The organism is Reyranella sp., assembly GCF_965279465.1.
Lineage (GTDB): Bacteria > Pseudomonadota > Alphaproteobacteria > Reyranellales > Reyranellaceae > Reyranella.
Window position 1 is genome coordinate 4,313,566 of record NZ_OZ257242.1, and the last position, 17,718, is coordinate 4,331,283.

Genomic DNA, 17,718 nt, shown 5'->3' on the forward strand with positions numbered 1-17,718 from the left:
CCGTCATTCCTTGGCCGGTCGGAGGACGGCGTAGTGGCGCGCATCCGCACCATCAAGCCGGAGTTCTTCACCTCCGACGACATCTGCGCGCTCAGCCCGCTCGCGCGGCTGCTCTACATCGGCCTGTGGTGCGAGGCCGACCGCGAGGGCCGGCTGATGTGGGCGCCGCGCGGCTTCAAGCGCCGCTTTCTGCCGGACGACGATTGCGACATCGACGCGCTGTGCCGGGAGCTGACGGATCGGACCCTGGTGAGGCTCTATGGCGATGGCCTGGCCTTCATCCCGACCTTCAGCACCCACCAGCACGTCAACCCGCGCGAAGCCGCGTCGAAGCTCGCGCCCCCGCCAACCAGCCCGCACGCGCCGCCGCCCGTCGGCGACGCGTCGCCGTCCGTGGCCGACGCGCAGGGAGGAAGGGAACTGAAGGAAGGGAAAGGAAGGGAAGGGGAGGGAAGGCGCGCGCCGAGCGCGGCGCACACGCTGCCGGAAGGCTGGACGCCGGCCGAGGACGACATCCGCTGGGTGGGGAAGGCACGGCCCGATCTCACGGCGGCGATGGTCGAGGCCGAGACCGAGCGCTTCCGCAACTTCCAGGCCGCGCAGAACCGCACGGCGCACAGCTGGGGGCCGCTGTGGCGCAACTGGGTGATGAAGGCCGCCTCCGCCGAGCTGCTGGCCAGGCGCGGCCCTGCAGCCGCGGCGGCCGGTCAGGCGCGCGAGCCGCTGCGGCTCACCGGCGCGCACAGCGTGTGGACGTTCCGGCTGATGGCGCATCGTCCCGGCGCGCCGTGGCCCGAGGAGCACGGACCGGCGCCCGAGAGCGACCTCGACAACCCGAAGCTCGACGACGGCCAGCGCCGGCAATGGCGCCGCCATCATGGCCTGCCCGCAGCGTGGCAGAAGGTGCCGATGTGACGGCGGCGCGCAAGCCGGCGAAGGCGTGGACCGGTGACGACACCGCCGCGATGGTCGAGCTGGTCGCGCTCAACTGGACCGACGGCGAGATCGCCCAGGCGCTCGGCGTGGTGCGCCTGACGGTGTGGCGCCGCCGCACCGCCCTCGGCCTCGATCGCGCCGATCACCCGAGGAAGGAGAACCGCGTCCGCACCGGCGCGGTGGCGACACTGAGCACCACGACAACAACGGAGCGCTGAATGCCGATCAATGGTGGCCTCAACCAAACGGAAAAGACCTTCCATCCGCAGACAGGTCTTTCGGCGCCAGAAATTCCGAATATCACTAAGTCGCCCTAACCCAAACCGCTCTACAGGCTCGTGGCCAACCACTTGGAGCAAATCATGAGAACAATGACCGACAAACAAGCGTACGCCGCAATGTACCACTTCTTGGATCAATATTACCAAGGGACTAAGTCTGACGATGTTGGGGCTTTGCTGGGAGCGATGTCTCTACTTGCGGATGGTGAACCGGCTGATCCCGCCATTAATAGCGACTGGGAGGATGCCGTTGAGTTTGCACTTTCTGGGGGTAAGGCAGGTAACTTGGTGCTAAGTCCGCCTGAAGAGTGACGCCACCCTCAGGGGCGACCCGCACTGGGGCCAGGATCCTCGGTGCGGCGACTGAGCGGCTAACGAGCCGCAGGTCCTGTCCTCGGTCGATAGTCGATGGCCTCCCGGGTAGAGGTCTGCCTGAACGCTGTATCTCGCTGGCGCTTATTCGCATCGGTCGGGTCGCCCGAGCCGGGCAAAGCCTCCTGGTGGCCAATACATAGATGGCCGTTAGTGCATTGCGGTCTGTCGGCATTGAACCCGTGCCGATCGTTGCGGCGGCGGGAGACATCGACCTGTTCGGCGGCAGCCGGGCTGACCTGCCCCCGGGTTTTCGGACCAGGCCTTAGTTGAGAGACTGGCGCCCGATAGGAGGCAGGATGCGCAAGTCGAAGTTCACGGACGAGCGGATCGTCGGGAGCTTTGCGGGACACGGGTCGCGACCGGGTTCGACGGTGGCCAAGCGGCACGGATTGAGCGAGCAGCCGATCCACGCCAGGTAATGAGCGGTGCGCGACGTTCCAGCCGGACGACGATTGCGACATCGACGCGCTGTGCCGGGAGCTGACGGATCGGACCCTGGTGAGGCTCTATGGCGATGGCCTGGCCTTCATCCCGACCTTCGCCACCCACCAGCACGTCAACCCGCGCGAAGCCGCGTCGAAGCTCGCGCCCCCGCCAACCAGCCCGCACGCGCCGTCACCTGTCGGCCAGCGGCCGCCGCCTGTCGGCGACGCGCCGCCACCCGTCATCGACGCGCAGGGAGGAAGGGAAGGGAAGGGAAAGGAAGGGAAGGGGAGGGAAGGCGCGCGCCGAGCGCGGCGCACACGCTGCCGGAGGGCTGGATGCCGGCCGAGGACGACATCCGCTGGGTGGGGAAGGCACGGCCCGATCTCACGGCGGCGATGGTCGAGGCCGAGACCGAGCGCTTCCGCAACTTCCAGGCCGCGCAGAACCGCACGGCGCACAGCTGGGGGCCGCTGTGGCGCAACTGGGTGATGAAGGCCGCCTCCGCCGAGCTGCTGGCCAGGCGCGGCCCTGCAGCCGCGGCGGCCGGTCCGGCGCGCGAGCCGCTGCGGCTCACCGGCGCGCATAGCGTGTGGACGTTCCGGCTGATGGCGCACCGTCCCGGCGCGCCCCTCGGCCTCGATCGCGCCGATCACCCGAGGAAGGAGCGGCGGACGTTGGAGCGCGGCTAGCGGGAACCTCGCAAGGGCGGGATCCCTCGCCGGGATGGCGCACTCGGGGAATCTGCTCGCTTCCGGGCCGCTCGACATGGGGCGGCTCGGCCTTCCGCCAGCAACAGCGGAGCGCTACCGCAGCGGCGCGGCGCTGCTTACACTCGGCCAAGGGGCGGACCTGGACTAGCGCACGATGAAGGCGGTCATTGGCTCGGCCTTTCCCTTCAGGTCCAGGGTGGTCTGGTCCGCCTGAGGCTTGTTCCCGGACAGCAAGCCATAGACTTTCTCCGAAACCAGTATCTCGTTGGCGCCGGCAGCACTCTGCAGGCGTGCGGCCGTGTTCACCACGTCGCCGATAGCAGTAAAATTCTTCGCCTCTCCCGTGGCCAGCGAGCCGACTTGCGCCTTGCCGAAGTGAATACCGGCGCCAACCGGCAACGACCCCGCGTCCTGCCGCACCGCATCGACCAGCCGTCTCGACGCTGCGAGCATGATGTCCGCGGTTCTTGCGCCGAGTGAGGGCATATCCACAACGTAGATGGCCATCACCTGGTCCCCGATGAAGTCAACGAAGGCGTCATCGGAGGTCAGAGCGCGATTGGCGCTCGCATAGAAGCGGCTCACGAGGTCGGCCACGTCGCTCGAGCTGTGCGTCTCGGACCACGCGGTGAACCCACGCATGTCGGCGAAAAGCACTCCGACTTCCAGCTCGTGGGTTCTTGTCGGCAGGGCCTCGAAACAGCTCCGGCAGTAGTTTGGGTTCGGCCTCGACGGTCGGATGCCAATAACTTTCCCGACGCCACCGAACGGCACCATGCAGAACCTGCATCGCGGGTCCGACGGCAGTAGCCGCAGCATTCGCCGGGACCTGCCTACGAATCCAGTCTTGCACAGCGGCAACATCAGCGGGTCGTCTTGTGTCGACAACAGCCGCACCACCCACGCGTCGTAGTTGCAAATCAGCGAGAGCAGTCCCAGGAAGAGCAGGACGAGCAGGAGAAGTCCGACCCAGACGGAGACATACACGGCGACAAGTATCGCAAGCAGCACCGCCATGATTTGGAGGCACGTGACTCCGATCTCGAAGTATCTGGCCTTTGCCATAGGGCCACCCAGCTGAGCCGACCGAAAGACGATGTCAGGTACACGATCTAACGCGGTACAGGATGCGCGGTTTGGGATCTGCAATCTTACACCAACCTCAGATCGACCCAAATCGAACAGCTGTTGCGCCACGCGATCCACGCCGCGGTGTGACACCGATGCCGCTTGAGCCAGCGGGGCGTTGCTGCCTAAATTCGGCCATGATCAGCGGGAGAGCGAAATCCGAATGGCGGGCGGCGGTATTCGCCGTCGCGCTGTTCGCGGTCTCGATCAATTTCCTGCAGCCGCTCGCCCACGCCGCGTTGATTCGCCATGGCGGACCCGTCGCCACCTTGCTGTGGAAGGCGATGTGCGCGGCGGAGGCGCCGGACGACAGGTCCCTGCCGCAGCAGCATCAGACGACCAAGTGCTGCCTCGGGCTGGCCTGCGCCGTGGCACTGCCGGCGCTCGCGACGGCGTTCCTCCTCGTCCAGTACGCGCGCGACGTCGATCGTCCGCCGGTCGTCGCGCTCGATGCGCTTGCGCCGGTCGGCATCCGTGACGGGCCGGCCCAACCGCACGGCCCCCCTCCGACTGCCTGACATTGCCTGAACGCTCGCGCCGGTGCGGCGCGGGCTTTTTGTCATCCAGTTTCCGGAGTCTTCCATGCTGTCCATCGTCAGGGCGACGTTGCTCGCCTTCACGGGCCTTGCGCTCGTGCCCGCGCTCGCACGCGGTCAAGTTCAGACCTCTCCTGTCCCGTCCGCCCCGGCGGCTTCCGGCATCGGCACCGAGACCCGGCTGCCGGCCCTCGTGGTCTCGGCGACCCGGTCGGAGCGCACGCTGGCCGACCAGCCGATGAGCGTCACGGTCGTTCCCAAGGAGCAGATCCTCGAGACGCCGGCGCAGGCGCTCGACGACGTGCTGCGCACCACCGTCGGCATCAACCTGCCGCTGATCGCGAGCTACCAGATCCATCCGACCGGCAACTCCTTCTCGATGCGCGGGCTGGGCGGCATCCGCGGGCTCGTCATGCTCGACGGCGTGCCGCTCAACGATCCGTTCTTCGGCTACGTGCAGTGGAGCCGCGTGCCGATGGAGAACATCGAACGGGTCGAGGTGGTGCGCGGCGCGAGTGCCTCGATCTGGGGCAACTACGCCATGGGCGGCGTCGTCAACATCATCACTCGCAAGCCGGACCGCACGGCCTTCTCGGCGAGCGGCGGCGGCGGCAGCTACGGCACCTATCGCGGCGACGGGTCCGCCGACGTGGTCCTGTCGGACGCCGTCAAGATCAGGGGGAACTTCAACGCCTGGGGAACGGCCGGCTTCGACCAGATCCAGCCGGCCTACGGGCCGATGTTCGCCCCGACGTCGTTCAACGCCCAGACGGGCCAGGTCGCGGCCTATTTCGATCCCGACCCGACCCTCAGCGCCAACGTCCGCGTCAATATCTTCAACGAGAACCAGGTGCTGCGCTCGCCGCTGCTGACCAACAACCAGCAGTACTACGACATCGCCGGCAACCTCACGAAGAAGCTCGGCTGGGGCGACCTCACCGTGACGGCCTTCCACCAGCAGAGCCGGGCCGTCAGCAACACCACGGCGACGCCGGCCGGGACCGCCTTCGGCTTCGGCGAGTATGTCCAGGGCATCCACAACACGCCTGTCTGGTCGACCGGCGCCTCGGCCCAGCTTTCGGGCAGGGTCAACGACATCGTGCGTCTGGCCAGCATCGGCGTCGACTTCCAGCAGATCTCGGGGTCGGACACGACGGCGATCCTCAGCCAGGCGGGCAGCCAGATCCGCACCGACAACGGATCGGGCCAGCAGCGCTTCGCCGGCGTGTTCGGGCAGCTCGACATCTTCCCGGTCGAGTCCGTCGAAGTGCTGCTGAGCGCGCGCTTCCAGAACTACCTGAACTTCGACGGCTACGACGGCGCGCCGGGCGGGCAGGGGACGGTGCCCGACAGCGCACAGAACAGCTTCGATCCGCGCGTGTCGGTGCTGTGGACGCCGACCTCGAACATCGGCCTTCGAGCGGCGGCATACACCGCATTCCGCGCGCCCAATCTCGACAACCTCTATCGCGCCTTCAGCACGACCTCGCTCGTCTTCCTGCCGAACGCGCAGCTCACGCCCGAACGGCTGAAGGGCGTCGAGGCCGGCTTCGACCTCACCTTCGGGCCGGTGACGGGCCAGTTCACGGCCTTCTACCAGGAGGTCACCAACCTCATCACCCTGCGGACGCTCGCGCCGACCGAGCTGCCGGCGGGCTTCTTCTTCGGCACGAAGAACATCAACGCCGGCAAGGCCATCGTCCAGGGCATCGAGCTGCAGGCCGGCTGGCAGATCATGCCCGGGCTGAAGCTCGATGCGAACTACACGACGGTCAGCTCGAAGATCGTCGAGAACCAGTTCGATCCGGCGAGCATCGGCAAGCAGCAGTCCGGCATCCCCACCCAGCAGGCGGCCGCGACCTTGAGCTACAGCGACCCGCGCGGCTGGCGCGCCGCGGCGCGCTTCCGCTGGATCGGCCAGTCGTGGGGCGACAATGCCAACACCCTGCCGCTCGACAGCTTCACGGTGTTCGACGTCTCGGCGGGCTACCGGTTCGCCAAGGGGATCGAACCGTTCGTCGAGATCCAGAACCTCTTCAACCAGTACTACATCGCCGACAACTCCGGCTTCGGCCCGCCGCAGCAGGGCACCCCGCTCACGATCTTCGCCGGACTGAAGGTGAAGTTCTGATGGAGGGTCGCCTCTACCCCCTGCTCTGGCGCTGGCATTTTCTGGCGGCGCTGCTCGTGATCCCGTTCGTGCTGTGGCAGAGCACGACCGGGACACTTTACCTGTGGGCGGAGCGGCTGGTGGACCAGCAGCACCCGGCGCTGCGCTTCGTCCCGGTGGCGGGCCCGTCCGCACCCGTCGGCGCGCAGGTCGCTGCCGCTCTGGCGGCTGCGGCGCCACGATCCGCAGCGGCGCCGCGATCGTCGAGCCACGGGCACGGCGGCCACGCTGCCGAAGAGGGGGCGGCGAGCGCGGAGCAGCACGGCCCGCCGGTCGCCGAGGTCGTCCTGCCCGGCGACCCGGGCCGCAGCACGGCCGTGCTGTTGCTGACCGACAGCGGCTTGCCCTATCCGGTGTTCGTCGACCCGTACGGCGCGCGTGTGCTGGGCTCGCTGACGGCCGCCGAGTGGCTGCCTGGATGGTCGCGCGCCCTGCACGGCGGCTGGCCGCTGGGCGCGGCGGGAAGCTGGCTGCTGGAGCTGGCCGACGGCTGGGCGATCTTCATGATCGCCTCGGGCCTCTATCTCTGGTGGCCGCGCGGGCGCGGCTTCCTCGCCGCGCTCTGGCCGCGGCTTCACCAGGGCCGCCGCATCCTGATGCGCGACCTTCATGCGTCGGTCGCCGTCCTGTTCTCGCTGGTCTTTCTCTTCTTTCTCGTCAGCGCCTTGCCGTGGACCTCCTTCTGGGGAGGCCAGGTTCTGTCCCGTGTGCAGACCCTGCTCGGCCAGCAGGGCGGCGCGGGCTTCTCGCCCGGTGGCGCCTCTCCGAGCCAGATGAGCGAGGTGCTTCAGCCGATCGACAGCGTGGTCGCCGAAGCGCGTGCCCGCGGGCTGGGCCCCGGCATGAGCATTCGCCTCGCGCCTTGGCCGAACGCACCCTTGTACCTGATGAGCCGCGACAATGATCCGGCGGACGATCGCGTGCTGCTGGGTGACGCCAGGACCGGCGGCGTGATCAAGGATGTGCGCCGCACCGACGAACCGGCGATCCCCCGGATGGTCGGCTTCGGGGTGCACGTGCATCAGGGCGATTTCGGCGCCTGGAATGTCTGGTTGAACACGGCCTTTGCCCTGTCCCTGGTCTGGCTCACCCTGACCGGCACCGTTTCGTGGCTGATGCGCAGGCCGCGGCGCGGCTGGGGCGTGCCGCCCAAGGTCCGCGTGCGCTGGCCTCGATCCCTCGTCGCCGGAGCCATGCTGATGGGCGTGGCGCTGCCGATTTTCGGAACGTCCGTGCTGTTGCTCCTCGCCGTCGAGCGCCTGCTGCGAAGCCGACGGCGCTCGGCTGCGATCGTTGCCTGACGAGACCGTGAGATGGGATGGTTCCTGCGGATTCCGCCCACGGTGCGGCGGGACGGAATTCAGTGGCTGTGTTGCGACTTGCAGCCGGCCGCGCGGGGCCCTCTATTGGACCCATGGTCGATATCGTTCTGACGTTGGTGCTGATCCTGCTCAACGCCCTGTTTTCGCTTTCCGAGCTGGCGGTGATCTCCTCGCGCCGCGGCCGTCTCAACGCGCTCGCCGAAAGGGGCAGCTCGGGCGCCCGGGCCGCCCTCGTTCTCTTCGACGATCCCGGACGGTTCCTCTCGACCGTGCAGATCGGCATCACCCTGGTCGGCATCCTGGCCGGCGCCTTCTCGGGCGCGACGATCGGCTCGGCGCTCGCCGAGATCCTGGTCTCCTATGGCCTGTCCCGACCGGTGGCGGACCCGGCGGGCTTCGGCATCGTCGTCGGCATCGTGACCTTCCTCTCGGTCGTGGTGGGCGAGCTCGTGCCCAAGCAGATCGCCTTGCGCGCCCCGGAAGCCATCGCCGTCGTCGTCGCGCGGCCGCTGGCGGCGATGGCCTATGCGGCGACGCCGATCGTCGCGCTGCTCGACTGGTCGTCGACGGTGCTGCTGCGCCTGTTCGGCATCCGCGGCGACGAGAAGGAGGGCGTCACCGAGGACGAGGTCAAGGGCATGATTGCCGACGCCGAGTCGTCGGGGGTCCTCCTGCCTGCCGAGCGCCGCATGATCAGCGGCATCATGCGCCTGGCCGACCGCAGCGTGCGCGCCATCATGACGCCGCGTCCCGATGTCGAATGGATCGACATCGGCGAGCCGGACACGGCCCTCGTCGACATCATCCGCGGCTCCGACCGGACGTGGCTGCTGGCCTGCGACGACCATCCCGACAACGTCGTGGGCGTGCTGCGCGCGCGGCGCTTCCTGCAGGACCGGCTCGACGGCCGCACGACGCCGATCCGCGAGCTGCTGCATCACCCGGTGATCTTCCCCGACACGCTCAACGCGCTGCAGGCGCTCGACCGCCTGCACGAATCGCGCAGCGGGATCGGCCTGGTGGTCGACGAATACGGCCACATCGTGGGCATCGTGACCCGGGCCGATGCCCTGCGCGCCATCCGCAGCGACCACGCCGACGACAGCGACGAAGACCCGATGATCGTGCGCCGCGAGGATGGCTCCTACCTGGTCGCGGGCGCCCTGCCGATCGACACGCTGATGGAGACCATCCCGCTGCACCTGCCGCCCGAGCCCGACTATCACACGGTCGCGGGGCTGGTGCTGCACGAGCTGCGCCGCATGCCCAAGGTCGGCGAGCGGGTGATCGTCGGCGGCTGGCAGATCGAGGTCGTCGACCTCGACCGCCGCCGCATCGACCAGGTGCTGATGACCAAGGTGGGGTAGGGGTGGAGGGCCGGCGTGCTCTTGCGCCTCTCCCCCGCTTGGGGGAGACGCGGCGTGAGGGGGTGATACGCGGTGGGAGTTGCCCTGCGCCGATCTGCATCGTGCGCGGCACGGCATTGCGGATGGAGCAGTGGCAGACGACGCCTGTAACCCCTCACCCAACCTCTCCCCCTATCGGGGGAGAGGAGCATGAGAGAGTCTCGCCGCAGCAGGAAATGCGATGAAGGCGAAAACCGTTTAGGAGAGCGACATGGCCGCCAAGACCAAGACCATCCCATGGGACCCCACCGAACGACTCACCACCAAGAAGGCGATGGTGTCTTTCATCAACGCCGCGCTCGAGGATGGCGACCCGGCCCTCATCGCCGCGGCACTCGGTGACGTCGCCCGCGCCCAGGGCATGACCAGGATCGCCCGCGACGCCGGCCTGACCAGGGCGAGCCTCTACAAGGCCCTCGGCGGCGATGCCAAGGCCGAGTTCGCCACCATCCTCCGCGTGCTGGGCGCGATCGGCATCAAGCTCCAGGCCAAGGCTGCCTGAGACGGATTCCGGCTCCGGTCAGCCGCTGACGTTCAGGCGCTCGGACCAACGGCATCGTGCGCAGCCGACCTCCAAATCCGGGCTAGACTAGGCGGCCCGCAGCTGGGTCTGCTGGCCGCGGATGTAGGCAATCAGGTCGCCGACGGTGTGGATCTCTTCCGCCACCTTGTCGGCGATCTCGATGCCGAACGCGTCCTCGACCGACAGCGTGAGGTCGATGAGGTCGAGACTGTCGGCCGACATGTCGGACCGGAAATCGGCGGTCGGCACGATCTTGTCCTGCTCGACCCCGAAGTGGGTGGTGATGATCTGCGAAATCCGTTGCTCTATGTCGTTCATGCTCGGCTCCCTCGCTGGACCAGAATCAAATCACGGCTTAATCATCCGGCAACCCGAATACGATGCCAGCCGCATCGCCATGTCCCGATAACGTCGCAACAACTGCGCCGGAGATGTTTCCCGCGTGTTACGTTGGATACGCAGGTGCGTGATTTCTGGCGCGGCGCGACCTTCTGCTCGGCGACTCGGGGGCAAACAGCAGCACTGTCGGCCAGGACACACAATCGTTACAAAGGGTAAGCCGTTTCAACTTTCCGATAGCATGCCTGCAGCTTGCCGACCGACATGATGAAGAAATCGATCTCCTCGAGCCTGGCCGCGTTCGTCCTGTCGACGCTGCCCGGCGCCGCCCTGGGGCAAAGCGCCGGCTCGTCGGCCTACATCGACGACCGCCTCGGCCAGATCAGCCGGTCGATCGCCGACCTGCAGAGCCGGATCGAGCAGCTCCGCAAGCAGAACCAGCAAATGCAGCTGCAAATGGACAAGATGCGGAGCAGCTACGAGGGCCGGCTCGAGCGGCTGGAAAAGGGTGGCGCCGCCAAGACGCCGACGCCTCGCCGGTAGGATGGCGTCGGGGAGGGGAGATCTGGGTCATGGTCCTCCCCGCGCCTTGCGCAGGGAGGAGACGCCTTCGCCGGAGGCCTATTCTTCGATCTGGAAGACGATATCGGCGGCGGTCAGGGTGCTCTTGTCGACGCCGACCAGGGTGAGCTCCGTGCCGGCGGCGAAATGGAACACGGTGCTGCCGTTCACCATGGTCGCTGTCGCCATGGCGGCGGCGAACGATTCGACCGACGCGCCGAGGTCGAGCAGGAGCCGGTCCTCGGTGCCGCCCGCCTGGAAGCCATAGATCCGGTCCTTGCCGGACGTGGCGTTGACGTAGAAGGTGTCGTCGCCGGCCTCGCCATAGAGCCGGTCGTTGCCGCCCCCGCCGTCGATGAAGTCGCCGCCGCCACCGCCGCGGATCACGTTGACCTGGTCGTCGCCGTACAGGGCATCGCCGGCGCTTCCGCCCGTCAGGTTCTCGAAGCCGCTGAAGCTGTCGCCCTGGGCGTCCGCGCCGTAGGTGAAGCCGTCCCTCAGCGATGCGGTGAGATAGGACGTGGCGCCGGCGTAGCTCAGCGTGTCGATTCCGGTCCCGCCGGCCATCGTGTCCGCGCCGAGGCCGCCGATGATCGTGTCGTCGCCGCCGCCGCCGTTCAGGATGTCGTTGCCGGCCCCGCCGCTCAGCCGATTGGCGTTGCCGTCACCGGTCAGCCTGTCGGCGAAGCCCGAGCCGTCGACGCCTTCGAAGCCGCTGAACGAATCGCCGGTCGCGTTCGATCCCGTGGCCGTGCCGGCGGCGAGGTCGATGCGCACGCCCGCGCCGGCATGCGCATAGCTCAGGCGGTCGATGCCGAGGCCGCCGATCAGGACGTCGGCGCCGGAGCCGCCTTCCACCACGTCGTTGCCGGCGCCGCCGTCGAGATGATCGGCGCCGGCATCGCCGAACAGGCGGTTGGCTCCGCTGCTGCCGAGGAGCGTGTCGTTGCCGAGCCCGCCCGCGGCGCTCGCGAAGCTGACGATCGTGTCGCCGGCCGCGTCGCCGCCCGAGACGGTCTGCGTGCCGAGGTCGACGGTGACGGCGCCGGTCGAGCCGCGATAGCTCACCGTGTCCCTGCCGGCGCCACCGGACAGGCGGTCGGCCCCGGCGCCGCCGATCAGGGTGTCGTCGCCGTCCAGGCCGTAGAGGGCGTCGTCACCCAGGGCGCCCTCGAGCACGTTGCCGAGCGCGTCGCCCTTCAGCAAGTCGCCGCCGCTTCCGCCGAGCACGTTCTCGATGCCGGTGTAGCTGTCGCCCGTCGCATCGCCGCGCGACCCCAGCCCGGCCAGATCGACGCGCAGGGCCGCCGTGGCGCCGGCATAGCTCGCCCAATCGCTGCCCGCGCCGCCGTTCAGCGTGTCGGCGCCCAGTCCGCCGATCAGCGTGTCGTCGCCGTCCATCCCGTTCAGCTCGTCGCTGCCGAGGCCGCCATCGAGCCGGTTGTTGCCCGCGCTGCCGAACAGGGTGTTGTCGAGGTCGTTGCCCGTGCCCTGGCCGTTGGCCGAGAGCACGACGAGCTTCTCGACGTTCGCCCCCAGCACATAGCTCGAGAGCAGCGAGCTCACCGTGTCGATGCCGCCGTTCGCCGCCTCGATCACCTGATCATAGGTCGAATCGACGACGTAGCTGTCGTCGCCGTCGCCGCCGGTCATCCTGTCCCGGCCGGTGCCGCCGTCGAGCCGGTCGTTGCCGGCGCCGCCCTCCAGAATGTCGTTGCCCTCCGCGCCGGAGAGCTGGTCGTCGCCGTCGAGGCCGCGCAAGGTGTTGACGGCGCCATTGCCGTCGATCCGGTTGGCGCCGGCATTGCCCGTGCCGTCGATCGGCCCGCTGCCGGCCAGCATCAGCCGCTCGACATTGGCGCTGAGCGTGTAGCTCACCGAGGCGATCACGCTATCGTCGCCGCGGTTGCTTCCCTCGACGACGGCGTCGGCGGCTGAATCGACGATGTAGACGTCGTTGCCGGTGCCGCCGGCCATCGTATCGTCGCCCGCACCGCCATCCAGCCGGTCGTCGCCGTCCCCGCCGTCGACGATGTCGTCACCGGCGCCGGCGTCGAGATAGTCGTTGCCGCCGTAACCGCGCAGGATGTCGTCGCCCGAACCGGTGATCGCGACATCCACGCCTGCCGTCCCGATGGCCGCGAGGTCGAGCGTCGAGTAGCCGGCCACGAGGAGATTGAGGCTGAACGCCACCGACACGCCGGTGAAGCTGTTCTGGGCGTAGAAGCTGAAGGTCAGGGGGGCCAGTTCCTCGCCCGCACCCGACCCGAGGCCGAGATTGATGACGGGCGAATCGGATTCGCCGGCATATCCCGCGTTGACGTACCCGCCGACTCCCGCCGTCCAGGAAGTGTCCCCGAAATACTCCCCGGTCTCCGGGTCGTAGTAGCCCTCGATGTAGTAGTCGATCTGGACATCGAACGCGCCTGCATCCCGATCGACCGAGATGCCGTAGGTTACCGAACTCACTTTTATGCTTCCTCCCCGGACCTTTGTCCGGCCGGACGATAGCAATCTTCCGGGAGCGTGCACCTCCTATTTCACACAAGACGCATTCTACTGAAGATTGTACCTTTGCCTTCTGTCGGTACCTCTCCCCTGACCGCCAGGCGGATCCCCGGGCTCCTGCGCGGGCCCAGCCAGGCGTAGCGCTGGGCCATGGTCGCTTCGGAGCGATCCTCGCCGCCGGACCAGATCAGCCGTTTGCGCACAAGGTCGCTGACCCTCCGCCCGCAGCCCGCCAAACGAATACGCATCCGACAGACGACGCTGTCGCTTCCGTATTCTCTCCGTGAAGAGCCCAAATATGGACGCTACCCCCCTGTGCGCGATTGTGGTGCCAAAGCGCAGGCTTATGTTAGGTTGATGTCGGTCGCGCTATTTCCAGGGAGCACACGTACACCGATGGCCAGCGCCTTGCTCGCTGCGGCCCTTCCCGAGTTCGAAATGCGTTCGCGCGCCGTCATGGTTGCGGATGTCGTCGGCTATTCGCGCCTGATGGAAGCCGATGAGCTTGCGACGCATGCGCGCCTGTCGGCGCTGCGTGTCAATCTGTGCGATCCGCTGATAGTGTCCCATCGCGGCGAGATGGTGAAGAACACCGGTGACGGCTTCATCGCGCTCTTCGAGGTGCCGTCCGATGCCGTGCAGTGCGCCGCCCAGCTCCAGCGGGAGCTTGCCGCCCATGAAGCCGCGCTGCCATCCGAGCGCCGAATTCTGTTCCGGATGGGCTTGCACTGGGAGCCCGTCATCCTGGAGGAGCACGAGGTGTATGGCGCGGGCGTCAACATCGCCGTCCGGCTCCAGGGCGTGGCGCCCGCGGGCGGCGTCTTGTTGTCCGCCGCCCTGGTGGACGCGCTCGACGACCGGAAAGACATGAGGCTCGAAGACCTCGGCGAACTGCGCCTCAAGAACCTGTCCCGGCCGGTGCGTGCCTTCTCGCTGTATTTCCCGGGCATGGTCAAGGGCGCGCCCACGACGCGGCCGGCGATATCGGCCGCGGTGCCGTCGATCGCGGTGCTGCCGTTTGCAAACCTGTCGGCCGAACCCCATGGCCGCTACTTTGCGGAAGGCTTCGTCGAGGACATCATCGTCACCCTCAGCAACCTTCCGGAACTGCTGGTGGTCTCTCGCGATGCGGCGCTGACATTGCAGCCTGAGGGCGCCAACCTGATCGGCATCAGCGGCAAGCTCGGCGTCCGGTACCTGCTCACCGGGAACATCCGGCGCCAGTCCGGCCGTCTGCGCATCTCCGTCGAGCTGGTCGACGTCGCCGAGGCGGCCGTGATGTGGGCGGAGAGCTACGACGCTGCCTTGGAAGACATGTTCGATGTGCAGGACGAGATCGCGATCAAGATCGTCGGCAAGATCGCGAACTATGTCCGGCGATCCGAGATTCGCAAGGTCGCGCGCAAGCCGCCGACCAACCTCAACGCCTACGACTGCCTGCTGCAGGGGCTGGATCATCTCTACCGGCTGGACTTCCCGAGCTTTTCGCAGGCGCGCACGTTCCTCGAGCGGGCGTGCGAGGAGGATCCAAACTACGCCGCTCCTTATGCCTTCCTGGCACACTGGCACATGTTCAACGTCGCGGAAGGATGGTCGACCGACAGCGGCGCCGACACGTCCGAAGTCATGAGTCAGTCGCAGCGCGCGATCGACCGGGATCCGTTCAACGGGCTGGCGCTCGCAATCCAGGGCCACGCCCACGGCATGTTCTATCGCGACTACGATACCGCGCTCGACCTGTTCGATCGTGCGATCGCGGCCTCGCCCAACAATTCCTGGGTCTGGGTGTTCAGCAGCGGCACCTACGGTTTCATCGGCGACCCCGCGACCGGGATCGCCCGGGCTCAGCGGGCAACCCGCCTGGCGCCGCTCGGCTACCAGGCGTTCTTCAACCTCTGCCTGCTGGCGCAGAATCACTATCTCAACGGCGATCTCGAGGATGCGATCCGCTGGGCGCGCAAGTCGCTCAGCCTCAATCCGCGGCTGGGCAACACCGTGCGTGTGTTGGCCGCGAGCCTCACCGCGGTCGGCCGCCACGACGAGGCGCGCCGGATCGCCGAATACCATACGCGGCTGCTGCCGACGTTCAGGGTTTCAGAGTACGCGAAGCGTTGCCCATTCAACGAACCGAACGCCTCGCGCTACGTCGAATTGCTTTCGGCGGCGGGGATCCAGAGATGAACTGAGGAGGTCGTCATGTCGGGAGCTGGTTCAGGAGGAGGATCCGGCGGCGGATCAGGCGGCGGCTCGGGTGGGGGATCAGGCGGTGGATACGGCGGCCCGTTCCCTCCGCAGCCATTCCCGATCAACGACCAGCTGGTCTCGACGATCAATGCAGATTCCATGGCGACGGGCCTGTCGTATTCATGGAACGCCTGGCGCGGCGACCTGTTCGGCCTGGTCGCGGTAGCCGAGTTCTGCCGCACCAACTGGCGAGGCATTGCGGTCGCCGCGCCGTCGGACGACGACGACGATCTGTTCAGCGAGATCAACGACCTGATCTCGAAGGCGCGCGACCTCCGCGTCGCGCGGGCCGAGGAGATCCTGCAGCAGGACGGGCCGGGCTTCGGCGCCTTCTTTGCCCAGCTCCTTGCCCTGACGCCCGGTTCGCATCCCAACACGCTCAAGATCCTCGAGATGGCGGCACGGGTCGGCGAGGTGGTCGCGATCTGGTTCAAGCTGAGGTTCAACCGGGCGCGGCCGCAGCAGGTCTTTCCGGGCCTGATGCCGATGCTTCCGCCGCCCGGCCACGCCTCGTATCCCAGCGGCCATGCGCTGCAGAGCCGGCTGATCGCGCTGGCCCTTGCCCAGGTCTACGACTACGCCGGCCACGAGAGGCCGGTCATCCGGACAGCCCTGATCACGCTGTCGAGCCGGATCGCCGAGAACCGCGAGATCGCCGGCGTTCACTTCAAGACCGACAGCGAATGCGGACAGGCGATCGCCGAGGCGGCGATGGCCTACCTGCAAATATGTCCGACCTATCTGCAGATCCGGACCCTGGCGCGCGAAGAGCCCGCGGCGCCGCTGGTGCTGACGCCGGCGCCCGAATGCGGACCCTGACCGGCGCTGGCCGACAGGCGCGCGGGCGGCCTCAGCCGCCGCGCGCGCTGTCGTCGCGGGGGATTTTCTTCGCCTTGTCGTAGAGGAGCTTGACGAAGTCCTTGGCCGGCATGGCCTTGTAGGTGGCAAACGGCGCCGTCGACGGCGGGATCGGCATCACGATGTCTGCCGACGGGTGCGGCGCGCGCAGCCACAGGCCGATCACGTCCAGGGCCGGCGCCTGCAGCAGCACCGGCTCGTAGCGGACCGTCTGGAGTTCCTTGTCCCCGGCGACCGTCTCGACTGCGACCTCGGTGCCTTCCACCGTCGGGCTTTCGGCGACTTCGCCGATCCGCCAGTTCGGGCCGCCGTCCCCGACCGCATAGGCCGCGGCGATCGCCTTCGTGCCGGTGTGGATCAGGAACCGCCACAGCGGCGCTTCCACCAACTGGTGAAGCGGCTTCGGGTCGTGGTGGAGGTCGATCAGCTCAACCGGCAGGTGGAATGCGCGCATCGCATACTTGAGCTCGAGCTCGCCGGGAGCCGCGCCGCGCAGCCTGGGCGTCAACAAGCTGTCGGTGCCGGCCCGTTGCTTCAGGGACGCCAGTACGGCGTCGCGTGCTTCCGGCGGTGCGTCGGCAAAGGCGATCGTCATTGTGGGCCGTCCTGCGCCACCTCGGGCGCTCGGGTGCGATAGGTGTCGGTCCAATAGCCTTGGTGCAAGCCGGTCGGCTTGTAGTAGTCCAGGAAGTCGCTCCAGGCGATGTCATGATACTGGAAGAGCGGGTCCTGGACGAGCACATGCGCGATGGTCGGGTCGGGGTCGCTGTAGCCGGTGATCGCCACGAAATGCGCGCCTCCGCCGCGCCAGGCGACCCGGACGCAGACCGGCCGCCCGCCGTCGATCTCGCCGACGACCACGTCGAACGCCACCCGCTGGCCGATCGCCCAGTTCTGCAGGCAGTGCACCCGGTTGAGCGCCGATGCCAGATAGCCGTAGATGTTGCACGGCCCGTCGCCGCCGGCGGCGCAGCAGTCGTTGCGGCGCAACTCCAGATTTGCGACCGCGCACTGCTTCCACGTTCCCGCCTGGGTGAAGTAGTCGCCGACGCTCGCGGCCACGGCCGCCCAGCACCAGTTGTACTGTTCCTCGTGCTGCATGATGAAGGTCAGGGTCTTCGCCATCTTCGCCCCCCGGGCGACGTGCGGGCCTGCGCCGGCTGTGCCGGCGGTTCGCACGCTCGATGCAACCACTTGACCATATATCCGATAATCTATCAAGGGTTGTGTGCCGGGCGACCACCCTGGGCGAGCTGAATGGGGGATGCCGCAGGGCGACCGCAGCGTTCGCGGTAAAGTTATCGGCAAATTGCTAGGTGTATGCCATTTCTGCTCGGCACCGATGTCGACAATGCGTCACGGCGATTCCGTTTGCTGCGAAGTGCACGCAAAGGG

17 protein-coding genes are annotated in these 17,718 nt (G+C 67.6%); 12 read left to right on the top strand and 5 right to left on the bottom strand.

Annotated features, from left to right (window positions below; all coding sequences use genetic code 11):
• Window positions 1–33 precede the first annotated feature (33 nt).
• From ACQY8M_RS20935 to ACQY8M_RS20950, 4 genes are all read left to right on the top strand, one after another.
• Window positions 34–915, top strand: a complete 882-nt coding sequence (locus ACQY8M_RS20935; RefSeq protein ID WP_428659115.1) for a hypothetical protein — start codon at window positions 34–36, stop codon at window positions 913–915.
• Window positions 912–1,154, top strand: a complete 243-nt coding sequence (locus ACQY8M_RS20940; RefSeq protein ID WP_428659118.1) for a hypothetical protein — start codon at window positions 912–914, stop codon at window positions 1,152–1,154. The genes ACQY8M_RS20935 and ACQY8M_RS20940 overlap by 4 nt, the downstream gene beginning before the upstream one ends.
• A 144-nt stretch (window positions 1,155–1,298) precedes the next feature.
• Complete coding sequence (locus ACQY8M_RS20945; RefSeq protein WP_428659121.1) at window positions 1,299–1,529, top strand: hypothetical protein; 231 nt, start codon at window positions 1,299–1,301, stop codon at window positions 1,527–1,529.
• Between the two features lie 824 nt (window positions 1,530–2,353).
• Complete coding sequence (locus ACQY8M_RS20950; RefSeq protein WP_428659124.1) at window positions 2,354–2,707, top strand: hypothetical protein; 354 nt, start codon at window positions 2,354–2,356, stop codon at window positions 2,705–2,707.
• A gap of 165 nt (window positions 2,708–2,872) precedes the next feature.
• Here ACQY8M_RS20950 and ACQY8M_RS20955 read toward each other — a convergent pair whose 3' ends face one another.
• Window positions 2,873–3,745: an adenylate/guanylate cyclase domain-containing protein gene (locus ACQY8M_RS20955; protein ID WP_428659126.1), complete on the bottom strand. Its 873-nt coding sequence runs from the start codon at window positions 3,743–3,745 to the stop codon at window positions 2,873–2,875.
• Window positions 3,746–3,993: 248 nt separating this feature from the next.
• Here ACQY8M_RS20955 and ACQY8M_RS20960 point away from each other — a divergent pair, with 248 nt between their 5' ends.
• The 5 genes from ACQY8M_RS20960 (at window position 3,994) to ACQY8M_RS20980 (ending at window position 9,792) form a co-directional block, all read left to right on the top strand.
• Window positions 3,994–4,374, top strand: a complete 381-nt coding sequence (locus ACQY8M_RS20960; RefSeq protein ID WP_428659129.1) for a hypothetical protein — start codon at window positions 3,994–3,996, stop codon at window positions 4,372–4,374.
• A gap of 64 nt (window positions 4,375–4,438) precedes the next feature.
• Window positions 4,439–6,523: a TonB-dependent receptor gene (locus ACQY8M_RS20965; RefSeq protein ID WP_428659132.1), complete on the top strand. Its 2,085-nt coding sequence runs from the start codon at window positions 4,439–4,441 to the stop codon at window positions 6,521–6,523.
• Window positions 6,523–7,863, top strand: a complete 1,341-nt coding sequence (locus tag ACQY8M_RS20970) for a PepSY-associated TM helix domain-containing protein (protein WP_428659135.1) — start codon at window positions 6,523–6,525, stop codon at window positions 7,861–7,863. Before ACQY8M_RS20965 ends, ACQY8M_RS20970 begins: the two co-directional genes overlap by 1 nt.
• Before the next feature lie 113 nt (window positions 7,864–7,976).
• Window positions 7,977–9,251, top strand: coding sequence for a hemolysin family protein (locus ACQY8M_RS20975; protein ID WP_428659138.1), 1,275 nt, complete (start codon window positions 7,977–7,979; stop codon window positions 9,249–9,251).
• Between the two features lie 250 nt (window positions 9,252–9,501).
• Window positions 9,502–9,792 carry an addiction module antidote protein gene (locus tag ACQY8M_RS20980; RefSeq protein ID WP_428659141.1) on the top strand — a complete coding sequence of 97 codons (291 nt, stop codon included), beginning with the start codon at window positions 9,502–9,504 and terminating at the stop codon, window positions 9,790–9,792.
• Window positions 9,793–9,879: 87 nt separating this feature from the next.
• On the opposite strand, the gene acpP is transcribed toward ACQY8M_RS20980, so the two are convergent.
• Window positions 9,880–10,131, bottom strand: a complete 252-nt coding sequence (acpP, locus tag ACQY8M_RS20985) for an acyl carrier protein (RefSeq protein ID WP_428659144.1) — start codon at window positions 10,129–10,131, stop codon at window positions 9,880–9,882.
• Window positions 10,132–10,416: 285 nt separating this feature from the next.
• On the opposite strand from acpP, the gene ACQY8M_RS20990 reads away from it, so the two are divergent.
• A complete protein-coding gene (locus ACQY8M_RS20990) occupies window positions 10,417–10,695 on the top strand; it encodes a hypothetical protein (RefSeq protein WP_428659147.1) in 279 nt (92 codons plus the stop codon).
• Window positions 10,696–10,773: 78 nt separating this feature from the next.
• Here ACQY8M_RS20990 and ACQY8M_RS20995 read toward each other — a convergent pair whose 3' ends face one another.
• Complete coding sequence (locus ACQY8M_RS20995) at window positions 10,774–13,182, bottom strand: calcium-binding protein (protein ID WP_428659150.1); 2,409 nt, start codon at window positions 13,180–13,182, stop codon at window positions 10,774–10,776.
• A gap of 435 nt (window positions 13,183–13,617) precedes the next feature.
• On the opposite strand from ACQY8M_RS20995, the gene ACQY8M_RS21000 reads away from it, so the two are divergent.
• Both ACQY8M_RS21000 and ACQY8M_RS21005 read left to right on the top strand, forming a co-directional pair.
• Window positions 13,618–15,402, top strand: a complete 1,785-nt coding sequence (locus ACQY8M_RS21000; RefSeq protein ID WP_428659153.1) for an adenylate/guanylate cyclase domain-containing protein — start codon at window positions 13,618–13,620, stop codon at window positions 15,400–15,402.
• 162 nt (window positions 15,403–15,564) lie between these two features.
• Window positions 15,565–16,284, top strand: a complete 720-nt coding sequence (locus ACQY8M_RS21005) for a phosphatase PAP2 family protein (RefSeq protein WP_428659156.1) — start codon at window positions 15,565–15,567, stop codon at window positions 16,282–16,284.
• A gap of 31 nt (window positions 16,285–16,315) precedes the next feature.
• On the opposite strand, the gene ACQY8M_RS21010 is transcribed toward ACQY8M_RS21005, so the two are convergent.
• A complete protein-coding gene (locus tag ACQY8M_RS21010; RefSeq protein WP_428659159.1) occupies window positions 16,316–16,918 on the bottom strand; it encodes a hypothetical protein in 603 nt (200 codons plus the stop codon).
• On the bottom strand, window positions 16,915–17,448 hold the full coding sequence (locus ACQY8M_RS21015; RefSeq protein ID WP_428659162.1) for a C39 family peptidase: 534 nt from the start codon (window positions 17,446–17,448) through the stop codon (window positions 16,915–16,917). The genes ACQY8M_RS21010 and ACQY8M_RS21015 overlap by 4 nt, the downstream gene beginning before the upstream one ends.
• Between the last annotated feature and the right edge of the window lie 270 nt (window positions 17,449–17,718).

Excerpts from the sequence above, each read along its gene's own strand:
- ACQY8M_RS21005 (WP_428659156.1), top strand. The coding sequence starts at position 15,565 with ATGGCGACGGGCCTGTCGTATTCATGGAACGCCTGGCGCGGCGACCTG.
- ACQY8M_RS20960 (WP_428659129.1), top strand. The coding sequence starts at position 3,994 with ATGATCAGCGGGAGAGCGAAATCCGAATGGCGGGCGGCGGTATTCGCC.
- ACQY8M_RS20955 (WP_428659126.1), bottom strand. The coding sequence starts at position 3,745 with ATGGCGGTGCTGCTTGCGATACTTGTCGCCGTGTATGTCTCCGTCTGG.
- ACQY8M_RS20990 (WP_428659147.1), top strand. The coding sequence starts at position 10,417 with ATGATGAAGAAATCGATCTCCTCGAGCCTGGCCGCGTTCGTCCTGTCG.
- ACQY8M_RS20965 (WP_428659132.1), top strand. The coding sequence starts at position 4,439 with ATGCTGTCCATCGTCAGGGCGACGTTGCTCGCCTTCACGGGCCTTGCG.
- ACQY8M_RS20950 (WP_428659124.1), top strand. The coding sequence starts at position 2,354 with ATGCCGGCCGAGGACGACATCCGCTGGGTGGGGAAGGCACGGCCCGAT.
- ACQY8M_RS20970 (WP_428659135.1), top strand. The coding sequence starts at position 6,523 with ATGGAGGGTCGCCTCTACCCCCTGCTCTGGCGCTGGCATTTTCTGGCG.
- ACQY8M_RS20945 (WP_428659121.1), top strand. The coding sequence starts at position 1,299 with ATGAGAACAATGACCGACAAACAAGCGTACGCCGCAATGTACCACTTC.
- acpP (WP_428659144.1), bottom strand. The coding sequence starts at position 10,131 with ATGAACGACATAGAGCAACGGATTTCGCAGATCATCACCACCCACTTC.
- ACQY8M_RS21015 (WP_428659162.1), bottom strand. The coding sequence starts at position 17,448 with ATGGCGAAGACCCTGACCTTCATCATGCAGCACGAGGAACAGTACAAC.
- ACQY8M_RS21000 (WP_428659153.1), top strand. The coding sequence starts at position 13,618 with ATGGCCAGCGCCTTGCTCGCTGCGGCCCTTCCCGAGTTCGAAATGCGT.
- ACQY8M_RS20975 (WP_428659138.1), top strand. The coding sequence starts at position 7,977 with ATGGTCGATATCGTTCTGACGTTGGTGCTGATCCTGCTCAACGCCCTG.
- ACQY8M_RS20980 (WP_428659141.1), top strand. The coding sequence starts at position 9,502 with ATGGCCGCCAAGACCAAGACCATCCCATGGGACCCCACCGAACGACTC.
- ACQY8M_RS21010 (WP_428659159.1), bottom strand. The coding sequence starts at position 16,918 with ATGACGATCGCCTTTGCCGACGCACCGCCGGAAGCACGCGACGCCGTA.